The sequence below is a fragment of the Ramlibacter sp. genome (assembly GCF_036676645.1).
Classification (GTDB): Bacteria; Pseudomonadota; Gammaproteobacteria; order Burkholderiales; family Burkholderiaceae_C; genus Ramlibacter.
On record NZ_JAKFCM010000108.1, the window covers coordinates 1 to 15,075 of the forward strand.

Annotated in this window: 13 protein-coding genes; all 13 read right to left on the reverse strand. The window is 70.8% G+C overall.

Translation table 11 applies throughout. The features are described 5' to 3' along the window. Positions 1-115 precede the first annotated feature (115 nt). Positions 116-1,528 carry a UDP-N-acetylmuramate--L-alanine ligase gene (murC, locus tag V6M57_RS17130; RefSeq protein ID WP_332816212.1) on the reverse strand — a complete coding sequence of 471 codons (1,413 nt, stop codon included), beginning with the start codon at positions 1,526-1,528 and terminating at the stop codon, positions 116-118. Next, on the reverse strand, positions 1,525-2,682 hold the full coding sequence (gene murG, locus V6M57_RS17135) for an undecaprenyldiphospho-muramoylpentapeptide beta-N-acetylglucosaminyltransferase (RefSeq protein WP_442968842.1): 1,158 nt from the start codon (positions 2,680-2,682) through the stop codon (positions 1,525-1,527). The genes murC and murG overlap by 4 nt, the downstream gene beginning before the upstream one ends. Further along, positions 2,679-3,902, reverse strand: a complete 1,224-nt coding sequence (gene ftsW, locus V6M57_RS17140; RefSeq protein WP_332816214.1) for a putative lipid II flippase FtsW — start codon at positions 3,900-3,902, stop codon at positions 2,679-2,681. The genes murG and ftsW overlap by 4 nt, the downstream gene beginning before the upstream one ends. Next, a complete protein-coding gene (gene murD / locus V6M57_RS17145; protein ID WP_332816215.1) occupies positions 3,899-5,422 on the reverse strand; it encodes a UDP-N-acetylmuramoyl-L-alanine--D-glutamate ligase in 1,524 nt (507 codons plus the stop codon). The genes ftsW and murD overlap by 4 nt, the downstream gene beginning before the upstream one ends. Further along, on the reverse strand, positions 5,419-6,597 hold the full coding sequence (gene mraY / locus V6M57_RS17150; RefSeq protein WP_332816263.1) for a phospho-N-acetylmuramoyl-pentapeptide-transferase: 1,179 nt from the start codon (positions 6,595-6,597) through the stop codon (positions 5,419-5,421). Before mraY ends, murD begins: the two co-directional genes overlap by 4 nt. Next, positions 6,587-7,957 carry a UDP-N-acetylmuramoyl-tripeptide--D-alanyl-D-alanine ligase gene (locus V6M57_RS17155; protein ID WP_332816264.1) on the reverse strand — a complete coding sequence of 457 codons (1,371 nt, stop codon included), beginning with the start codon at positions 7,955-7,957 and terminating at the stop codon, positions 6,587-6,589. The genes mraY and V6M57_RS17155 overlap by 11 nt, the downstream gene beginning before the upstream one ends. 5 nt (positions 7,958-7,962) lie before the next feature. Then, the gene (locus tag V6M57_RS17160) at positions 7,963-9,456 is read right to left on the reverse strand and encodes a UDP-N-acetylmuramoyl-L-alanyl-D-glutamate--2,6-diaminopimelate ligase (protein ID WP_332816216.1); all 1,494 of its coding nucleotides are present in this window, start codon (positions 9,454-9,456) and stop codon (positions 7,963-7,965) included. Beyond that, entirely contained in the window at positions 9,456-11,189 is a 1,734-nt protein-coding gene (locus tag V6M57_RS17165; protein WP_332816217.1) for a peptidoglycan D,D-transpeptidase FtsI family protein, read from the reverse strand. The genes V6M57_RS17160 and V6M57_RS17165 overlap by 1 nt, the downstream gene beginning before the upstream one ends. Next, positions 11,186-11,467, reverse strand: a complete 282-nt coding sequence (gene ftsL / locus V6M57_RS17170; RefSeq protein ID WP_332816218.1) for a cell division protein FtsL — start codon at positions 11,465-11,467, stop codon at positions 11,186-11,188. The genes V6M57_RS17165 and ftsL overlap by 4 nt, the downstream gene beginning before the upstream one ends. Beyond that, complete coding sequence (rsmH, locus tag V6M57_RS17175; protein ID WP_332816219.1) at positions 11,464-12,375, reverse strand: 16S rRNA (cytosine(1402)-N(4))-methyltransferase RsmH; 912 nt, start codon at positions 12,373-12,375, stop codon at positions 11,464-11,466. The genes ftsL and rsmH overlap by 4 nt, the downstream gene beginning before the upstream one ends. Before the next feature lie 10 nt (positions 12,376-12,385). After that, positions 12,386-12,814, reverse strand: coding sequence for a division/cell wall cluster transcriptional repressor MraZ (mraZ, locus tag V6M57_RS17180; protein WP_332816220.1), 429 nt, complete (start codon positions 12,812-12,814; stop codon positions 12,386-12,388). Positions 12,815-13,050: 236 nt separating this feature from the next. Further along, a complete protein-coding gene (hslU, locus tag V6M57_RS17185) occupies positions 13,051-14,352 on the reverse strand; it encodes an ATP-dependent protease ATPase subunit HslU (RefSeq protein WP_332816221.1) in 1,302 nt (433 codons plus the stop codon). Then, positions 14,352-14,903, reverse strand: a complete 552-nt coding sequence (gene hslV, locus V6M57_RS17190; RefSeq protein ID WP_332816222.1) for an ATP-dependent protease subunit HslV — start codon at positions 14,901-14,903, stop codon at positions 14,352-14,354. The genes hslU and hslV overlap by 1 nt, the downstream gene beginning before the upstream one ends. Positions 14,904-15,075 lie beyond the last annotated feature (172 nt).

Consider the following 15,075-nt stretch of genomic DNA (forward strand, 5'->3'; position numbering starts at 1 on the left):
GAGCATGGCTGCGCGTGATCTGGCGCGCCTGGCAGGACCACAAACCCTACGATCCGGCACGCCACGGCGGGGCCAAACTGCTGCTTCAAACAGCGGGGGGTTGACACAGGGTGTCTCATGCCGCACCTCCGGTCTCCACCAGCCTGCCCGGCACGGCGCCGATCGAGCCGGCGCCCATGCACATGACGACGTCGCCGTCGCGGACGATGTCGAGGATGGCCTGCGGCATGGCCGCGATCTCGTCGACGAACACCGGCTCCACCTTGCCGGCCACGCGCAGGGCGCGCGCCAGCGAGCGGCCGTCGGCCGCCACGATGGGCGGCTCGCCGGCGGCATAGACCTCGGACAGCAGCACCGCATCGGCCCGCCCCAGCACCTTGACGAAGTCCTCGAAGCAGTCGCGCGTGCGCGTGTAGCGATGCGGCTGGAAGGCCAGCACCAGCCGCCGGCCCGGGAACGCGCCGCGCGCCGCGCTGAGCGTGGCGGCGATCTCCACCGGGTGGTGGCCGTAGTCCTCGATCACGCTGAAGCGGCCGCCGCCATTGGCCGCCGGCACCCGCACCTCGCCGTAGCGCTGGAAGCGCCGGCCGACGCCGTGGAATTCGGCCAGCGCTTTCTGCACCGCCGCATCCGGCACCCCCAGCTCCGTCGCCACCGCGATGGCCGACAGCGCGTTGAGCACGTTGTGGTGCCCGGCCAGGTTCAGCGTGACGGGCAGGTCGGGCAGCGTGACGCCGTTGCGCCGCTGCGCGGTGAAGTGCATCTGGGCGCCGACGGCGCGGATGTCGATGGCGCGCACCTGCGCGTCCTCGGAGGCGCCGTAGGTGGTGACCGGGCACTGCACCTCGGCCACGACCTGCCGCACCGCGGGGTCGTCCACGCACAGGATGGCCGTGCCGTAGAAGGGCATGCGGTGCAGGAAGTCGACGAACGCGCCCTTGAGCCGGCCGAAGTCGTGGCCGTAGGTCTCCATGTGGTCGGCGTCGATGTTGGTCACCACCGCCATCACCGGCATCAGGTTCAGGAAGGAGGCGTCGGATTCGTCGGCCTCCACCACGATGTAGTCGCCGGCGCCCAGCTTGGCGTTGGCCCCGGCACTGTTCAGGCGGCCGCCGATCACGAAGGTCGGGTCCAGCCCGCCCTCGGCCAGCACGCTGGCCACCAGGCTGGTGGTGGTGGTCTTGCCGTGGGTGCCGGCGATCGCGATGCCCTGCTTCAGGCGCATCAGCTCGGCCAGCATCATGGCGCGCGGCACCACCGGGATCTTGCGCTGGCGCGCAGCCAGCACTTCGGGGTTGTCGGGCTGCACGGCGGTGGAGGTGACCACCGCGTCGGCGCCGGCGATGTGGCTCGCGGCGTGGCCCACGCAGGTGCGGATGCCCAGGTCCTGCAGCCGGCGCAGCGTGGCGCTGTCGGACAGGTCGGAGCCGGAGATCGTGTACCCGAGGTTGAACAGGATCTCGGCGATGCCCGACATGCCGGCGCCGCCCACGCCGACGAAATGGATGTGCTTGATGGCGTGTTTCATGCTTTGGCTAGTTCCTCGCAGGCGGCGACCACCTCGGCGGTGGCTTCGGTCCTGGCCACGGCGTGAGCCGCGGTCGCCTTCTGCATCAGTTCGGTGCGCGTCACCTGCTGCAGCAGCGCCGCCAGCCACTCGGGCGTGAGCGCCGCCTGCGGCTGCAGCCAGCCGCCGCCGGCATCGACGATGAAGCGCGCGTTGGTGGTCTGGTGGTCGTCCACGGCGTGCGGAAAGGGCACGTACACCGCCGCAGCGCCGACGGCGGCGATTTCGGTGACCGTGCTGGCGCCGGCGCGGCAGACCACCAGGTCGGCCTCGGCGAACGCCGTCGCCGTGTCGTCGATGAAAGGGGTGAGCTCGGCCTGCACGCCGGCGGCCTGGTAGTTGGCGCGCAGCTCGTCGATCTGCTTCGCGCCGCTCTGGTGCAGCACCTGCGGGCGGCGCCCGGCCGGGACCAGCGCCAGTGCCCGGGGCACGGCCTCGTTGAGCGCCCGCGCACCCAGGCTGCCGCCGACCACCAGCACCTTCAGTGGTCCGCTGCGGCCCGCGAACCGTTCGGCCGGCGACGCCTGCTGCAGGAAGGGGGCGCGCAGCGGGTTGCCCACCCAGCGGCCCTTTCCCAGCACGCCGGGGAAGGCCGTGAACACCCGGTCGGCCACGCCCGCCAGCACCTTGTTGGCCATGCCGGCGACCGAGTTCTGCTCGTGCAGCACCAGCGGCTTGCCCAGCAGCACGCCCATCATGGCGCCCGGGAAGGTGATGTAGCCGCCCAGCCCGACTACGACGTCGGGCCGCACCCGCCGCACCACGCGCAGGCTTTGCCAGAACGCGCGCAGCAGGCGCAGCGGCAGCAGGGCCAGCGTGAGCGGGCCCTTGCCGCGCACGCCGCCGAAGTCGATGGCTTCGAAGGCGAAGCCGCGCGGGGGCACGAGCCGGCTCTCCATGCTGCCGGGTGCTCCCAGCCAGTGCACGCGCCAGGAACGCTCGCGCAGCGCCTCGGCGACCGCCAGGCCCGGGAAGATGTGGCCGCCGGTGCCGCCCGCCATGACGAGGGCAGTCGCCTTCGGCGCTGCCCTCCGGGCCGAACTGGACTCGCCCCCTCCCCCACCCTCCCCCGTCCGGGGGAGGGCTTCCATGCTGAACATGAGCTGAGCGGTCATGCCCGCCCTCCCTGCATCAGCACGCGGTTCTCGTAGTCGATGCGCAGCACCACCGCGATCGCCACGATGTTCATCAGGACGGCCGAGCCGCCATAGCTCATGAGGGGCAGCGTCAGGCCCTTGGTGGGCAGCGCGCCCAGGTTCACGCCCATGTTGATGAAGGCCTGGAAGCCGATCCACAGGCCCACGCCCTGCGCCACCAGGCCGGCGAACACGCGGTCCAGCGCCACCGCCTGGCGGCCGATGTGCACGATGCGGCGCGTCAGCCACAGGAACGCGCCGATCACCGCCAGCAGGCCGACCAGCCCGAACTCCTCGCCGATCACGGCCAGCAGGAAGTCGGTGTGCGCCTCGGGCAGCCAGTGCAGCTTCTCCACGCTGCCGCCCAGGCCCACGCCGAAGATCTCGCCGCGCCCGATCGCGATCAGCGAGTGCGACAGCTGGTAGCCCTTGCCCAGCGCGTGCTTCTCGCTCCAGGGGTCGAGGTAGGCGAAGATGCGCTCGCGCCGCCAGTCGGAGAACGCGATCATCAGCGCGAAGGCCACCACGATCACGGTGGCGATCAGGAAGAACATGCGCGCGTTCACCCCGCCCAGGAACAGGATGCCCATGGCGATCACGGCGATCACCATGAAGGCGCCCATGTCCGGTTCGGCCAGCAGCAGCGAGCCGACGATGGCGACGGCGGCGGCCATCGGCAGCACGGCGCGGAAGAAGCGCTCCTTCACGCCCATCCGGCGCACCATGTAGTTGGACGCGTACAGCAGCACCGCGAACTTGGCCAGCTCCGACGGCTGGAAGCTCAGCGCCCCCAGTCCGATCCAGCGGCGCGCGCCGTTGACGCCCTTGCCGATCGGCGGGATCAGCACCACCACCAGCAGCACCAGCGAGGCCACGAACAGCCAGGGCGCGGCCTTCTCCCAGCTGGCGACCGGCACCTGGAACGCGAGCAGGGCCATGACGAAGCCCAGCGCCAGCGACAGGAAGTGCCGCAGCAGGAAGTGCGTATGGGCGTAGCGCGCGAACTTGGGGTTGTCGGGCAGCGCGATCGACGCCGAATACACCATCACCAGCCCGAAGGCCAGCAGCGCCACCGCCACCCACAGCAGCGGCTGGTCGAAGCCCTGGATGCGGGCCGGCGCCGCAGCCGCGGAGTAGCCGCGCCGCGCCGGCCGGCCACCGCCGAACCAGCCGCCGATGCGCTCCGCCAGCGCGTTCATGCGCTGCCCTCCAGGCCGGTGCCGGCCTCGTCGGCCAGCCCCTGCACGGCCGCGCGGAACACCTCGGCGCGGTGCGCGTAGTTGCGGAACATGTCGAGGCTGGCACAGGCCGGCGACATCAGCACGGCGTCGCCGGCCTGGGCGTGCTGCGCCGCACTGCGCACCGCTTCCTCCATCGATGCCGCATCCTGCAGCGGCACGCCGGCGCCTTGCAGCGCCGCCCGGATCTGCGGCGCATCGCGGCCGATCAGCACCACGGCGCGCACGTAGCGCGCCACCGGATCGGCCAGCGGCGCGAAATCCTGCCCCTTGCCGTCGCCGCCCAGGATCACGACCAGCTTGCGCTCGGCGCCCAGCCCGGCCAGCGCCGCCACCGTGGCGCCCACGTTGGTGCCCTTGCTGTCGTCGAAGTACTCGACCTCCTCGACGATGCCGACCGGCTCGACCCGGTGCGGCTCGCCGCGGTACTCGCGCAGGCCGTACAGCATCGGGGCCAGCTGCGCGCCGCAGGCGCTGGCCAGTGCCAGCGCCGCCAGCGCGTTGGCGGCGTTGTGGCGGCCGCGGATGCGCAGCGCCTCGGACGGCATCAGGCGCTGGATGTGCAGTTCCTGGTCTTCATCCCTGCGCCTTTTCTGCGTCTCGTCGGCCTCGAACGCGCGCACCAGCCAGGCCATGCCGTTCACCACCTCGATGCCGAAGTCGCCCGGCCGCTGCGGCAGGTCGGTGCCGAAGGTGAGGTGCTCGCGCTGCTCCATGCGGCCGCCGCGCGCCTTCACCGGCGGCGGCAGCATCTTCATCACCAGCGGGTCCTCGCGGTTCAGGACCATCAGCGTGCGCGCGCCGAAGATGCGGGCCTTGGCGGCCCCGTAGGCGTCCATGCTGCCGTGCCAGTCGAGGTGGTCCTGGGTGAGGTTCAGCACCGCTGCCGCCGTCGGCTCGAAGCCGCGGCAGGCATCGAGCTGGAAGCTGGACAGCTCCAGCACCCAGGCTTGCGGCAGGGCTTGCGCTTCGACCCGGGCCGCCAGCGTGTCCAGCAGCGTGGGGCCGATGTTGCCGGCGACCGCCACCGTGCGGCCGCTGCGCTCGACCAGCTGGCCGGTCAGCGCCGTCACCGTGGTCTTGCCGTTGGTGCCGGTGACCGCCAGCAGTGCCGGCGCGTAGCCCTGCTGCTCGCGCAGCCGGGCCAGGCCCTGCATGAACAGGTCCAGTTCGCCGCCTACGGGAATGCCGCGCCCGGCCGCAGCCTGCAGCACGGGCGCGGCCTGCGCGGGCGACAGCCCCGGACTGCGGAAGACCTCGTCCACGCCCTCCAGCAGGCCGACGCCGAATTCACCCGCCACGAAGCGCACCTGCGGCAATTCCTCGCGCAGCGCCGCCAGCCGCGGCGGCTGCTGGCGCGTATCGGCCACCGTCACCGCGTTGCCGGCGCGCGCGCACCAGCGCGCCATCGCCAGCCCGGACTCGCCGAGGCCGAGGATCAGGACGCTGCGCGGGGCCGGGTGGTCGTGCACGGAATTCACCTCAGCTTCAGCGTCGACAGGCCCACCAGGCACAGCAGCATGGTGACGATCCAGAAGCGCACCACGACCTGGGTCTCGGTCCAGCCGCTCTTCTCGTAGTGGTGGTGCAGCGGCGCCATCTTGAGAATGCGGCGGCCCTCGCCGTAGCGCCTGCGCGTGTACTTGAAGTAGGTCACCTGCGCCATCACCGAGATCGCCTCGGCCACGAAGACGCCGCCCATGATGGCCAGCACGATCTCCTGGCGCACGATCACGGCGATGGTGCCGAGCGCGCCGCCCAGCGCCAGCGCGCCCACGTCGCCCATGAACACCTGGGCCGGATGGGTGTTGAACCACAGGAAGGCCAGGCCGGCACCCGCCATCGCGGCGCAGAAGATCAGCAGCTCGCCCGAGCCCGGGATGTGCGGGAAGAACAGGTAGCGCGAATAGACGGCGCTGCCGGTGACGTAGGCGAACACGCCGAGCGCCGAGCCCACCATCACCACCGGCATGATCGCCAGCCCGTCCAGGCCGTCGGTGAGGTTCACCGCATTGCTGGAGCCGACGATCACCACGTAGGTCAGGATCACGAAGCCGAACACGCCCAGCGGGTAGCTCACTTCCTTGAAGAAGGGCACCAGCAGGCCGGCCTTGGGCGGCAGGTCGACGTCGAAGCCGGACTGCACCCAGGCGAAGAACAGCTCCACCACCCGGGCGTTGCTGCTCTCGGAGATGCTGAACACCAGGTACAGCGCCGCGATCAGCCCGATCACCGACTGCCAGAAGTACTTCTCGCGCGAGCGCATGCCTTCCGGGTCCTTGTTCACGACCTTGCGCCAGTCGTCGGCCCAGCCGATCATCCCGAAGCCGAGCGTGACCACCAGCACGATCCAGACGAAGCGGTTGGACAGGTCGAACCACAGCAGCGTGGCCAGCGCGATCGACAGCAGCACCAGCACGCCGCCCATGGTGGGCGTGCCGCGCTTGGACAGGTGCGTCTGCATCGCGTAGTCGCGCACCGGCTGGCCGATCTTCAGCTCGGTGAGGCGGCGGATCACCCAGGGGCCGGCGATCAGGCCGATCAGCAGCGCCGTCAAGGCCGCCATCACGGCGCGGAAGGTGATGTACTGGAACACGCGCAGGAAGCCGAACTCCGGCCCCAGGGTCTGCAGCCACACGGCCAGGCTAAGCAGCATCGCCATCCTTTCGTTCTTGTCCTTGTTCGATGGCCTGGACCACGCGCTCCATCTTCATGAAGCGCGACCCCTTGACCAGGAGGCTGGCGGCGGCGGGCAGCTGCGCCATCACGGCGGCATTGAGCGCGTCGATGCCGGCGAAGTGCTCGCCGCCCATGGCGCGCGCCTGCTCGCCCAGCGTGAACAGGCGCTCGATGCCGCGCTCGCGTGCGTACCGCCCCACCTCCGCATGGAATTGCGGCCCCTGGTCGCCGACCTCGCCCATGTCGCCCAGCACCAGCAGGCGCGGGCCGGGCAGGTCGGCCAGCACGTCGATGGCGGCGCGCACCGAATCCGGGTTGGCGTTGTAGCTGTCGTCGATCAGCGTCAGCTCGCGGCCCGCGATCCGGACCGACAGCGCACGCGAGCGGCCCTTCACCGGCTCGAAGGCCTGCAGCCCCTGCACGATCGCGGCCAGCGGCGCGCCGGCGGCCAGCGCGCAGGCGGCCGCCGCCAGCGCGTTGCGCACGTTGTGGCGACCCGCCACGGCCAGCGTGAAGTCCAGGGCGCCGGCCGGCGTGGCGGCCTGCACGGCCCAGCGGCCCTGCTGCCAGCGGGCGTCGGCCAGCGTGAGGTCGGCGCCGCTGCCGGCGTCGCCGAAGGTCAGGCAGGCCCGGCCCTGCGCCAGTTCCTGCCAGAGCGGCGTGAACGCATCGTCGGCCGGGAACACGGCCACGCCGCTGCGCTCCAGCGCCCCGAACACCGCGCCGTTCTCGCGCGCGACCGCTTCCACCGTGGCCATGAACTCCTGGTGTTCGCGCTGCGCGTTGTTGACCAGCGCCACGGTGGGCCGCGCGATGTCGGCCAGGTAGCCGATCTCGCCCGGGTGGTTCATGCCCAGTTCCACCACGGCCACGCGCTGGCCGGGCCGCAGGCGCAGCAGCGTGAGCGGCAAGCCGATGTCGTTGTTCAGGTTGCCCTGGGTGGCGAGATGGTGGTCCGGCTGCCAGCCGCGCAGGATGGACGCGATCATCTGCGTCACCGTGGTCTTGCCGTTGCTGCCGGTGACCGCGACCAGCGGCAGCTGGTGCTGCAGCCGCCAGCCCCGCGCCAGCCGGCCGAGCGCGAGGCGGGTGTCGTCGACCTCGATGCCCGGCATGCCGGGCGGCAGGCGACCCCGGTGCGCGAGGGCCGCGACGGCGCCGCCCGCCGCCGCGTCGGCCAGGAAGTCGTTGGCATCGAAGCGCTCGCCGCGCAGGGCCACGAACAGGTCGCCAGGCTGCAGGGTGCGCGTGTCCGAATGCACGCGGGCGAAGGCCAGCGCGCCGTCGCCGATCACGCGGCCGCCGCTCCAGCCGGCGGCCTGCTGCAGGGTCGCCATCGGGCTCATGCGGCCACCCCCCGGCCGGCGCGGCGGGCCAGCGCGGCCCGCGCGTGCTCGCGGTCGTCGAACGGATGCCTCACGCCCGCGACTTCCTGGTAGTCCTCGTGGCCCTTGCCGGCCAGCAGGATCACGTCGGCCGGTGCGGCCGCGGCAACGGCCTGCGCGATCGCCAGCGCGCGGTCGGCCTGCACTTCCACGCTGTCGTGGTGCGACAGCCCCAGCAGGATCTGGCTGATGATGGTTTCCGGCTTCTCGCCGCGCGGGTTGTCGCTGGTGACCACCACACGGTCGGCGTTCTTCTCGGCGACCGCGGCCATCAGCGGCCGCTTGCCGGGATCGCGGCCGCCGCCGCAGCCGAACACGCACCAGAGCCGGCCGCCGCGCTGCATCGCCAGCGGTCGCAGGGCCAGCAGCGCCTTGTCCAGCGCGTCGGGCGTGTGCGCATAGTCCACGGCCACCAGCGGCTGGCCGGGCTGCTGCAGGCGCTCCATGCGGCCGGGCACCGGGGCGAGCCCGTCGCACGCGCGCACCGCATCGGCCAGCGGCACCCCGAGGGCGCGCATGGCGGCGATCACGCCCAGCAGGTTGGTCACGTTGTACTGGCCGACCAGCGCAGTCGCGAGACTGTGCCGCTCGCCGGCTTCGAGCACGGCGAACTGCAGGCCCTCGGCGTCATGGCGGATGTCGACCGCCTGCAGCCGCGCGGTGCGCTCGGCGGAAACCGTCCACAGCTCCAGCCGGCTGCCCTGCAGTTCGCCGGCCAGCGCGGCACCCTTGCCGTCGTCGACGTTGATGACCGCCGCGCGCAGGCCGCGCCAGCGGAACAGCTGCTCCTTGGCGGCCCAGTAGGCCTCCATGCTGCCGTGGTAGTCGAGGTGGTCCTGGGTGAAGTTGGTGAACAGCGCCACCGCCACCTGCGTGCCGTCGAGCCGGCGTTCCTGCAGCCCGATCGAGGACGCCTCGATCGCGCAGGCCTTGAGGCCCTGGTCGGCGAAACGGCGGAATTGCGCCTGCAGCAGCACCGCGTCGGGCGTGGTCAGCCCGCTCGATTCCAGCTGCGGCGGCCGGCCGCTGCCCAGCGTGCCGATCACGGCGCAGGGCCAGGGATCGCCGGGCAGCCGCGACAACGCCTGCGCCAGCCACCACGCGCTGGACGTCTTGCCGTTGGTCCCGGTCACCGCCAGCACCTGCAGCTGCGCGCTCGGGTGGTCGTAGTACTCGGCCGCGATCGGGCCGGTGGCCGCCTTCAGCTGCGCGTAGCCGGCGATCGCCTCGTCGCGGAAGGCGAACGGCTCGGCGCCTTCGCGCTCGACCAGGCAAGCGGCCGCGCCCTGCGCCAGCGCCGCCGGCACGTGCTGCCGGCCATCGGCGGCGGCGCCCGGCCAGGCGATGAAGCCGTCGCCCGGCCGCACCCGCCGGCTGTCGCACTGCAGCTGGCCGCGCACGCGGCCGCGCAGCCAGCGCGCCGCTTCGGCGGGGGTGCGCAGCTGCCGCATCAGAACGACTCCTCCACCGCTTCGACCACCACCATCGGCTTGACGCTCATGTCCGGCTGCACCCCCAGCATGCGCAGGGTCTGCTGCACGGTGGCGCTGAACACCGGGGCGGCGACGTCGCCGCCGAAGTACTTGCCGTCGCCGGGCTCGTCGATCATCACGGCGACCACGATGCGCGGCTGCTCGATGGGCGCCATGCCGACGAAGAAGCCGCGGTACTTCCTGTCCGAGTAGCCGCGGCCTTCCTGCTTGTGCGCGGTGCCGGTCTTGCCGCCCACCGAGTAGCCGACGGTCTGCGCCTTGGGCGCCGTGCCGCCCGGGCCGGCCGCCATCTGCATCATGTGGCGCACGGCGCGTGCATGCCGCGCTTCGATCACGCGCACGCCCGGCGCCGGCTCGTCGGCCTTGAGCAGCGTCACGGGGACCAGCTCGCCGTCGCGCGCGAACACCGTGTAGGCGCGGGCCAGCTGGAACAGGCTGGCCGACAGGCCGTAGCCGTAGCTCATGGTGGCCTGCTCGATCGGCCGCCAGGTCTTGGGCGGGCGCAGCCGGCCGCTCACCGCGCCCGGGAACGGCACCTGCGGCTTCTGGCCGAAGCCGGCCTCGGTGTAGATCTCCCACATGTCGCGCGGCGACATCTGCATGGCCAGCTTCACCGTGCCGACGTTGCTGGACTTCTGGATCACCTGCTCCACCGTCAGCGGCCCGTGCGGGTGGGCGTCGCGGATGGTGGAGCCGCCGATGGCCATGCGCCCGGGCGCCGTCTGGATCACGGTGTCGGGCCGCACCAGGCCCTTCTCCAGCGCCAGCGCGGCGATGAAGGGCTTCATCGTCGAACCCGGCTCGAAGGTGTCGGTCAGCGCGCGGTTGCGCAGCTGCGCGCCGCTGAGGTTCTCGCGCCGGGCCGGCGAGTAGCTGGGGTAGTTGGCCAGCGCCAGCACCTCGCCCGTCTGCACGTCCAGCACCACCACGCTGCCGGCCTTGGCCTTGTGCCCGGTCACGGCGTCGCGCAGCTTCTGGTAGGCGAAGAACTGCACCTTGCTGTCGATCGACAGCTGCAGGTCGCGCCCGTCCACCGGAGGCACCTGCTGGCCGACGTCCTCGATGATGCGGCCCAGCCGGTCCTTGATCACGCGGCGCGAGCCGGGCCGCCCGGCCAGCTCCCGGTCGAAGGCCAGCTCGATGCCCTCCTGGCCCTTGTCCTCCACGTTGGTGAAGCCCACCACGTGCGCGGCCGCTTCGCCTTCCGGGTAGCGGCGCTTGTATTCCATGCGCTGGTAGATGCCCTTGAGGCCCAGCTCGGCGATCTTCTGGGCCACCGGCTCGTCGACCTGTCGCTTGAGCCAGACGAAGGTCTTGTCCTCGTCCTGCAGCTTGCGGCCCAGCTCGGCCGGCGTCATCTCGAGCAGGCGCGCCAGTTGCGCCAGCTTGGCCCGGTCGGCGTCCACGTCCTCCGGGATCGCCCAGATGCTGGGCGAAGGCACGCTGGTGGCCAGCAGCAGGCCGTTGCGGTCCAGGATGCGGCCGCGGTTGGCCGGCAGCTCCAGCGTGCGGGCGAAGCGCACCTCGCCCTGGCGCCGGAAGAAGTCGTTGCCGATCACCTGCACCCAGGCGGCGCGGCCGGCCAGCGTGGCGAAGCCCAGCGCCAGGCCGGCGACGATGAGCTTGCTGCGCCAGACCGGCGTCTTGCTGGCCAGCAGCGGGCTGGAGGTGTAGAGCACGCTGCGGCTCATGGCTGGGGCTTCCCGGCCGCGGCCGCGACGTATTGCGTGATCCCGGGGCTGGCCGGGCGCATCTGCAACTGCTCCTTGGCCAGCTTCTCCACCCGCAGCGGCGTGGCCTGGGCGCGCTTGTCGACCTGCAGGCGCTCGTGCTCGACCTCGATCCTGCGCGCCTGCGCCTGCGCCTTCTCGATTTCGGCGTAGAGGCGGCGCGACTCGTACTGCACCTGCACCAGGTGCATCGCGCTGAGCAGCACGGCCAGCAACAAGACGAGGTTGAGGCGCATCATGCGGCCGTCCTCTCCGCCACCCGCATGATGGCGCTGCGGGCGCGGGGGTTGGCGGCGACTTCGGCTTCGCCCGGCCTGACGCGCGCCAGCGCGCGCAGTTTCATGGGCTGCGGCGCGGCGAAGGGCGCGCGGCGGTCGACCACCTCGCGCGAGTGGCGCGCGATGAACTGCTTGGCGATCCGGTCTTCCAGCGAATGGAAGCTGATCACCACGAGCCGGCCACCGGGTTGAAGGACGTCCAAGGCCGCCCCTAGCGCTTCCTGCAGCTCTTCAAGCTCGGCGTTGATGAAAATCCGAAGAGCCTGAAATGTGCGCGTTGCAGGGTCCTGGCCCGGCTCGCGGGTTTTGACCGCGCGAGCCACGAGCTCGGCCAGTTCGGCGGTGGTTGCAACAGGGCCCCGTTCCTGTCGGCGAGCCGCAATCGCCTTTGCAATCGGAACAGCAAACCGTTCTTCGCCGTAGTCACGAATCACCTCCGCGATGCGGCCGGTCTCGGCCGTTGCAAGCCACTGCGCGACGCTCTGGCCGCGCGTGGTGTCCATGCGCATGTCCAGCGGGCCGTCGGCACGAAAGGAAAAACCGCGCCCGGGGTCGTCGATCTGGGGCGAACTCACCCCCAGGTCCAGCAGCACGCCGGCCACGCTGGCCGGGCCCAGTTCGCCGAGCGAGCGGAAGCCCTGGTGGCGGATCGAAAAGCGCGGGTCGGCGATCTGCGCCGCGGCCGCGATCGCCTCCGGGTCCTTGTCGAAGGCGACCAGCCGCCCCCGGGGGTCCAGCCGCTGCAGGATGGCGCGCGAGTGCCCGCCGCGGCCGAAGGTCGCGTCGACATAGGTCGCATCCGGCCTGGTGAGGAGCGCTTGGACCGCTTCGTTCAACAGGACGGTGGTGTGTTGCCATCGGGTGTCCACCGCCGCGCCGCTAGAAAGAGAAGTCCTTGAACACGTCGGGCATCTGGCCGCGCATCGCCTCGGCCTCCTTGGCCTCGTAGGTGGCCCGGTCCCAGAGCTCGAAGTGGTTGCCCATGCCCAGCAGCATGGTTTCACGCGTGATGCCGGCCGCTGCGCGCAGTTCCGGCGAGACGAGGACGCGCCCGGTTCCGTCGAGCTCCACGTCCATCGCGTTGCCCAGGAAGATTCTCTTCCACCACTGCGCCTCCATCGGTAACGCAGCGATACGGTCCCGAAATTTTTCCCATTCGGGGCGGGGAAAGATCATCAGGCAGCCGTGCGGGTGCCGCGTGATCGTGAGAAGGTTGGCAGCGGTCGCGGCCAGCACGTCGCGGTGCCGGGTCGGCACCGAAAGCCGACCCTTGGCATCGAGACTGACGGACGAAGCGCCCTGGAACACCGCTGAGCCTGCCTGCTGGAGTGCCGGAGTGGGGTGCGAAGGCACCTTTCACCACTTAATTGCACATTTTTGCACTGTAGCAGGAAAAGCTCCACCCGCAAGCGCCCAAGGCGCGATTTCGCTTGTAAATCAACAACTTAGCGCCGACTTTGCAAGCTCAACCGGGAGCAAAATCGTTCTAAATGAATGACTTAGCCGAGCCTCTGCAAGTGGAACATGAAGCTCGGCGGGATTTGTCAAAGGATGTACCGCGAAAGATCCTCGTTACGGCTCAGCTCGGCCAGCCGCGCATCGACGTAGGCCGCGTCGATGGTGACGGTCTGCCCGTCCAGGCGTGTCGCCTCGAAGCTGACCTCGTCCAGCAGGCGCTCCATGACCGTCGACAGCCGGCGCGCGCCGATGTTTTCGGTGCGCTCGTTGACGTCGTACGCGATATGCGCCAGCCGGGTGATGCCCTCGGGCGTGAACTCGAGCTTCACGCCTTCGGTGGCCAGCAGGGCCTGGTACTGCTTGACCAGCGAGGCGTGCGTGCTGGTCAGGATGGCCTCGAAGTCCTGCACCGAGAGCGACTGCAGTTCCACCCGGATCGGCAGCCGGCCCTGCAGCTCGGGGATCAGGTCGCTGGGCTTGGCCAGGTGGAAGGCGCCGCTGGCGATGAACAGGACGTGGTCGGTGCGCACCGGCCCGTACTTGGTGGACACGGTGGTGCCCTCCACCAGCGGCAGCAGGTCGCGCTGCACGCCCTGGCGCGAGACGTCGGCGCCGGAAGCGTCGCTGCGCGAGGCGACCTTGTCGATCTCGTCGATGAAGACGATGCCGTTCTGCTCGGCGTTGTGGATGGCCTGGGCCCTGATCTCGTCCTCGTTGACCAGCTTGACGGCCTCTTCCTCGACCAGCAGCTTCATCGCCTCGGCGATCTTCAGCTTGCGCGTCTTGCGCCGCTGCCCGCCGAACTGGCTGAACATGCCGCGCAACTGCTCGGTCATCTCCTCCATGCCGGCCGGACCCATGATCTCCAGTTGCGGCCGCGCCTCGGCGACGTCGATCTCGATGTCCTTGTCGTCCAGCTGCCCTTCGCGCAGCTTCTTGCGGAACGACTGGCGCGCGGCGCTGTCGGCGGCCACGCCGGGCACCAGCACGTCGAGCACGCGCTCCTCGGCGGCGTCCTCGGCGCGCGTGCGCACCTTGCGCGTCTCGGCCACCCGGGTCTGCTTGATGGCGATCTCGGCCAGGTCGCGCACGATCGAATCCACGTCCTTGCCGACGTAGCCGACCTCGGTGAACTTGGTGGCCTCGACCTTGATGAAGGGCGCATCGGCCAGCCGGGCCAGGCGGCGCGCGATCTCGGTCTTGCCCACGCCGGTCGGGCCGATCATCAGGATGTTCTTGGGCGTGATCTCCGGGCGCAGCTTCTCGTCGACCTGCTGGCGGCGCCAGCGGTTGCGCAGCGCGATGGCGACGGCACGCTTGGCGTCGGCCTGCCCGACGATGTGCCGGTCGAGTTCGGAGACGATCTCCTGCGGGGTCATGGAGGACATCAGTCCAGCACCTCGATCGTGTGGTTCATGTTGGTGTAGATGCACAGCTCGCCGGCGATCTCGAGCGACTTCCTGACGATGTCGCGTGCGCCCACCTCGGTGTTCTCCAGCAGGGCGCGGGCCGCGGCCTGCGCATAGGCGCCGCCGGAGCCGATGGCGATGATCCCGTGCTCGGGCTCCAGCACGTCGCCGTTGCCGGTGATGATCAGCGAGGCTTCGCGGTCGGCCACCGCCAGCATCGCTTCCAGCCGGCGCAGCACGCGGTCGGTGCGCCAGTCCTTGGTCAGCTCGATGGCCGAGCGCACCAGGTGGCCCTGGTGCTTCTCCAGCTTGGCTTCGAAGCGCTCGAACAGCGTGAACGCATCGGCCGTGGCGCCGGCAAAGCCGGCCAGTACCCGGTCGTGGTGGATCTTGCGCACCTTGCGCGCCGAACCCTTGACGACCACGTTGCCCAGGGTGACCTGGCCGTCGCCGCCGAGAGCCACTTGCCAGCGGCCGTCGGGCGTCTTGCGGCGCACGCTGACGATGGTGGTGCCGTGAAATGGTTCCATGTTTGTCCAGGGCTAGGGGCTAGGGGCTAGGGGCTAGGGGCTAGGGGCTAGGGGCTAGGGGCGCAAGACCGGGAGCGAACCCTGAAGTTCCGCCCGAAACCCGCTCGCCTGCAGAGCCTCATATGGGGCCGGTTGGCTGTTTCCCCAGACCCCAGCCCCTGGCCTCGGCGAG

Excerpts from the sequence above, each read along its gene's own strand:
- V6M57_RS17160 (WP_332816216.1), bottom strand. The coding sequence starts at position 9,456 with ATGCGGCAGCTGCGCACCCCCGCCGAAGCGGCGCGCTGGCTGCGCGGC.
- hslU (WP_332816221.1), bottom strand. The coding sequence starts at position 14,352 with ATGTCCTCCATGACCCCGCAGGAGATCGTCTCCGAACTCGACCGGCAC.
- murC (WP_332816212.1), bottom strand. The coding sequence starts at position 1,528 with ATGAAACACGCCATCAAGCACATCCATTTCGTCGGCGTGGGCGGCGCC.
- murG (WP_442968842.1), bottom strand. The coding sequence starts at position 2,682 with ATGACCGCTCAGCTCATGTTCAGCATGGAAGCCCTCCCCCGGACGGGG.
- ftsW (WP_332816214.1), bottom strand. The coding sequence starts at position 3,902 with ATGAACGCGCTGGCGGAGCGCATCGGCGGCTGGTTCGGCGGTGGCCGG.
- V6M57_RS17155 (WP_332816264.1), bottom strand. The coding sequence starts at position 7,957 with ATGGCGACCCTGCAGCAGGCCGCCGGCTGGAGCGGCGGCCGCGTGATC.
- mraY (WP_332816263.1), bottom strand. The coding sequence starts at position 6,597 with ATGCTGCTTAGCCTGGCCGTGTGGCTGCAGACCCTGGGGCCGGAGTTC.
- V6M57_RS17165 (WP_332816217.1), bottom strand. The coding sequence starts at position 11,189 with ATGAGCCGCAGCGTGCTCTACACCTCCAGCCCGCTGCTGGCCAGCAAG.
- ftsL (WP_332816218.1), bottom strand. The coding sequence starts at position 11,467 with ATGATGCGCCTCAACCTCGTCTTGTTGCTGGCCGTGCTGCTCAGCGCG.
- hslV (WP_332816222.1), bottom strand. The coding sequence starts at position 14,903 with ATGGAACCATTTCACGGCACCACCATCGTCAGCGTGCGCCGCAAGACG.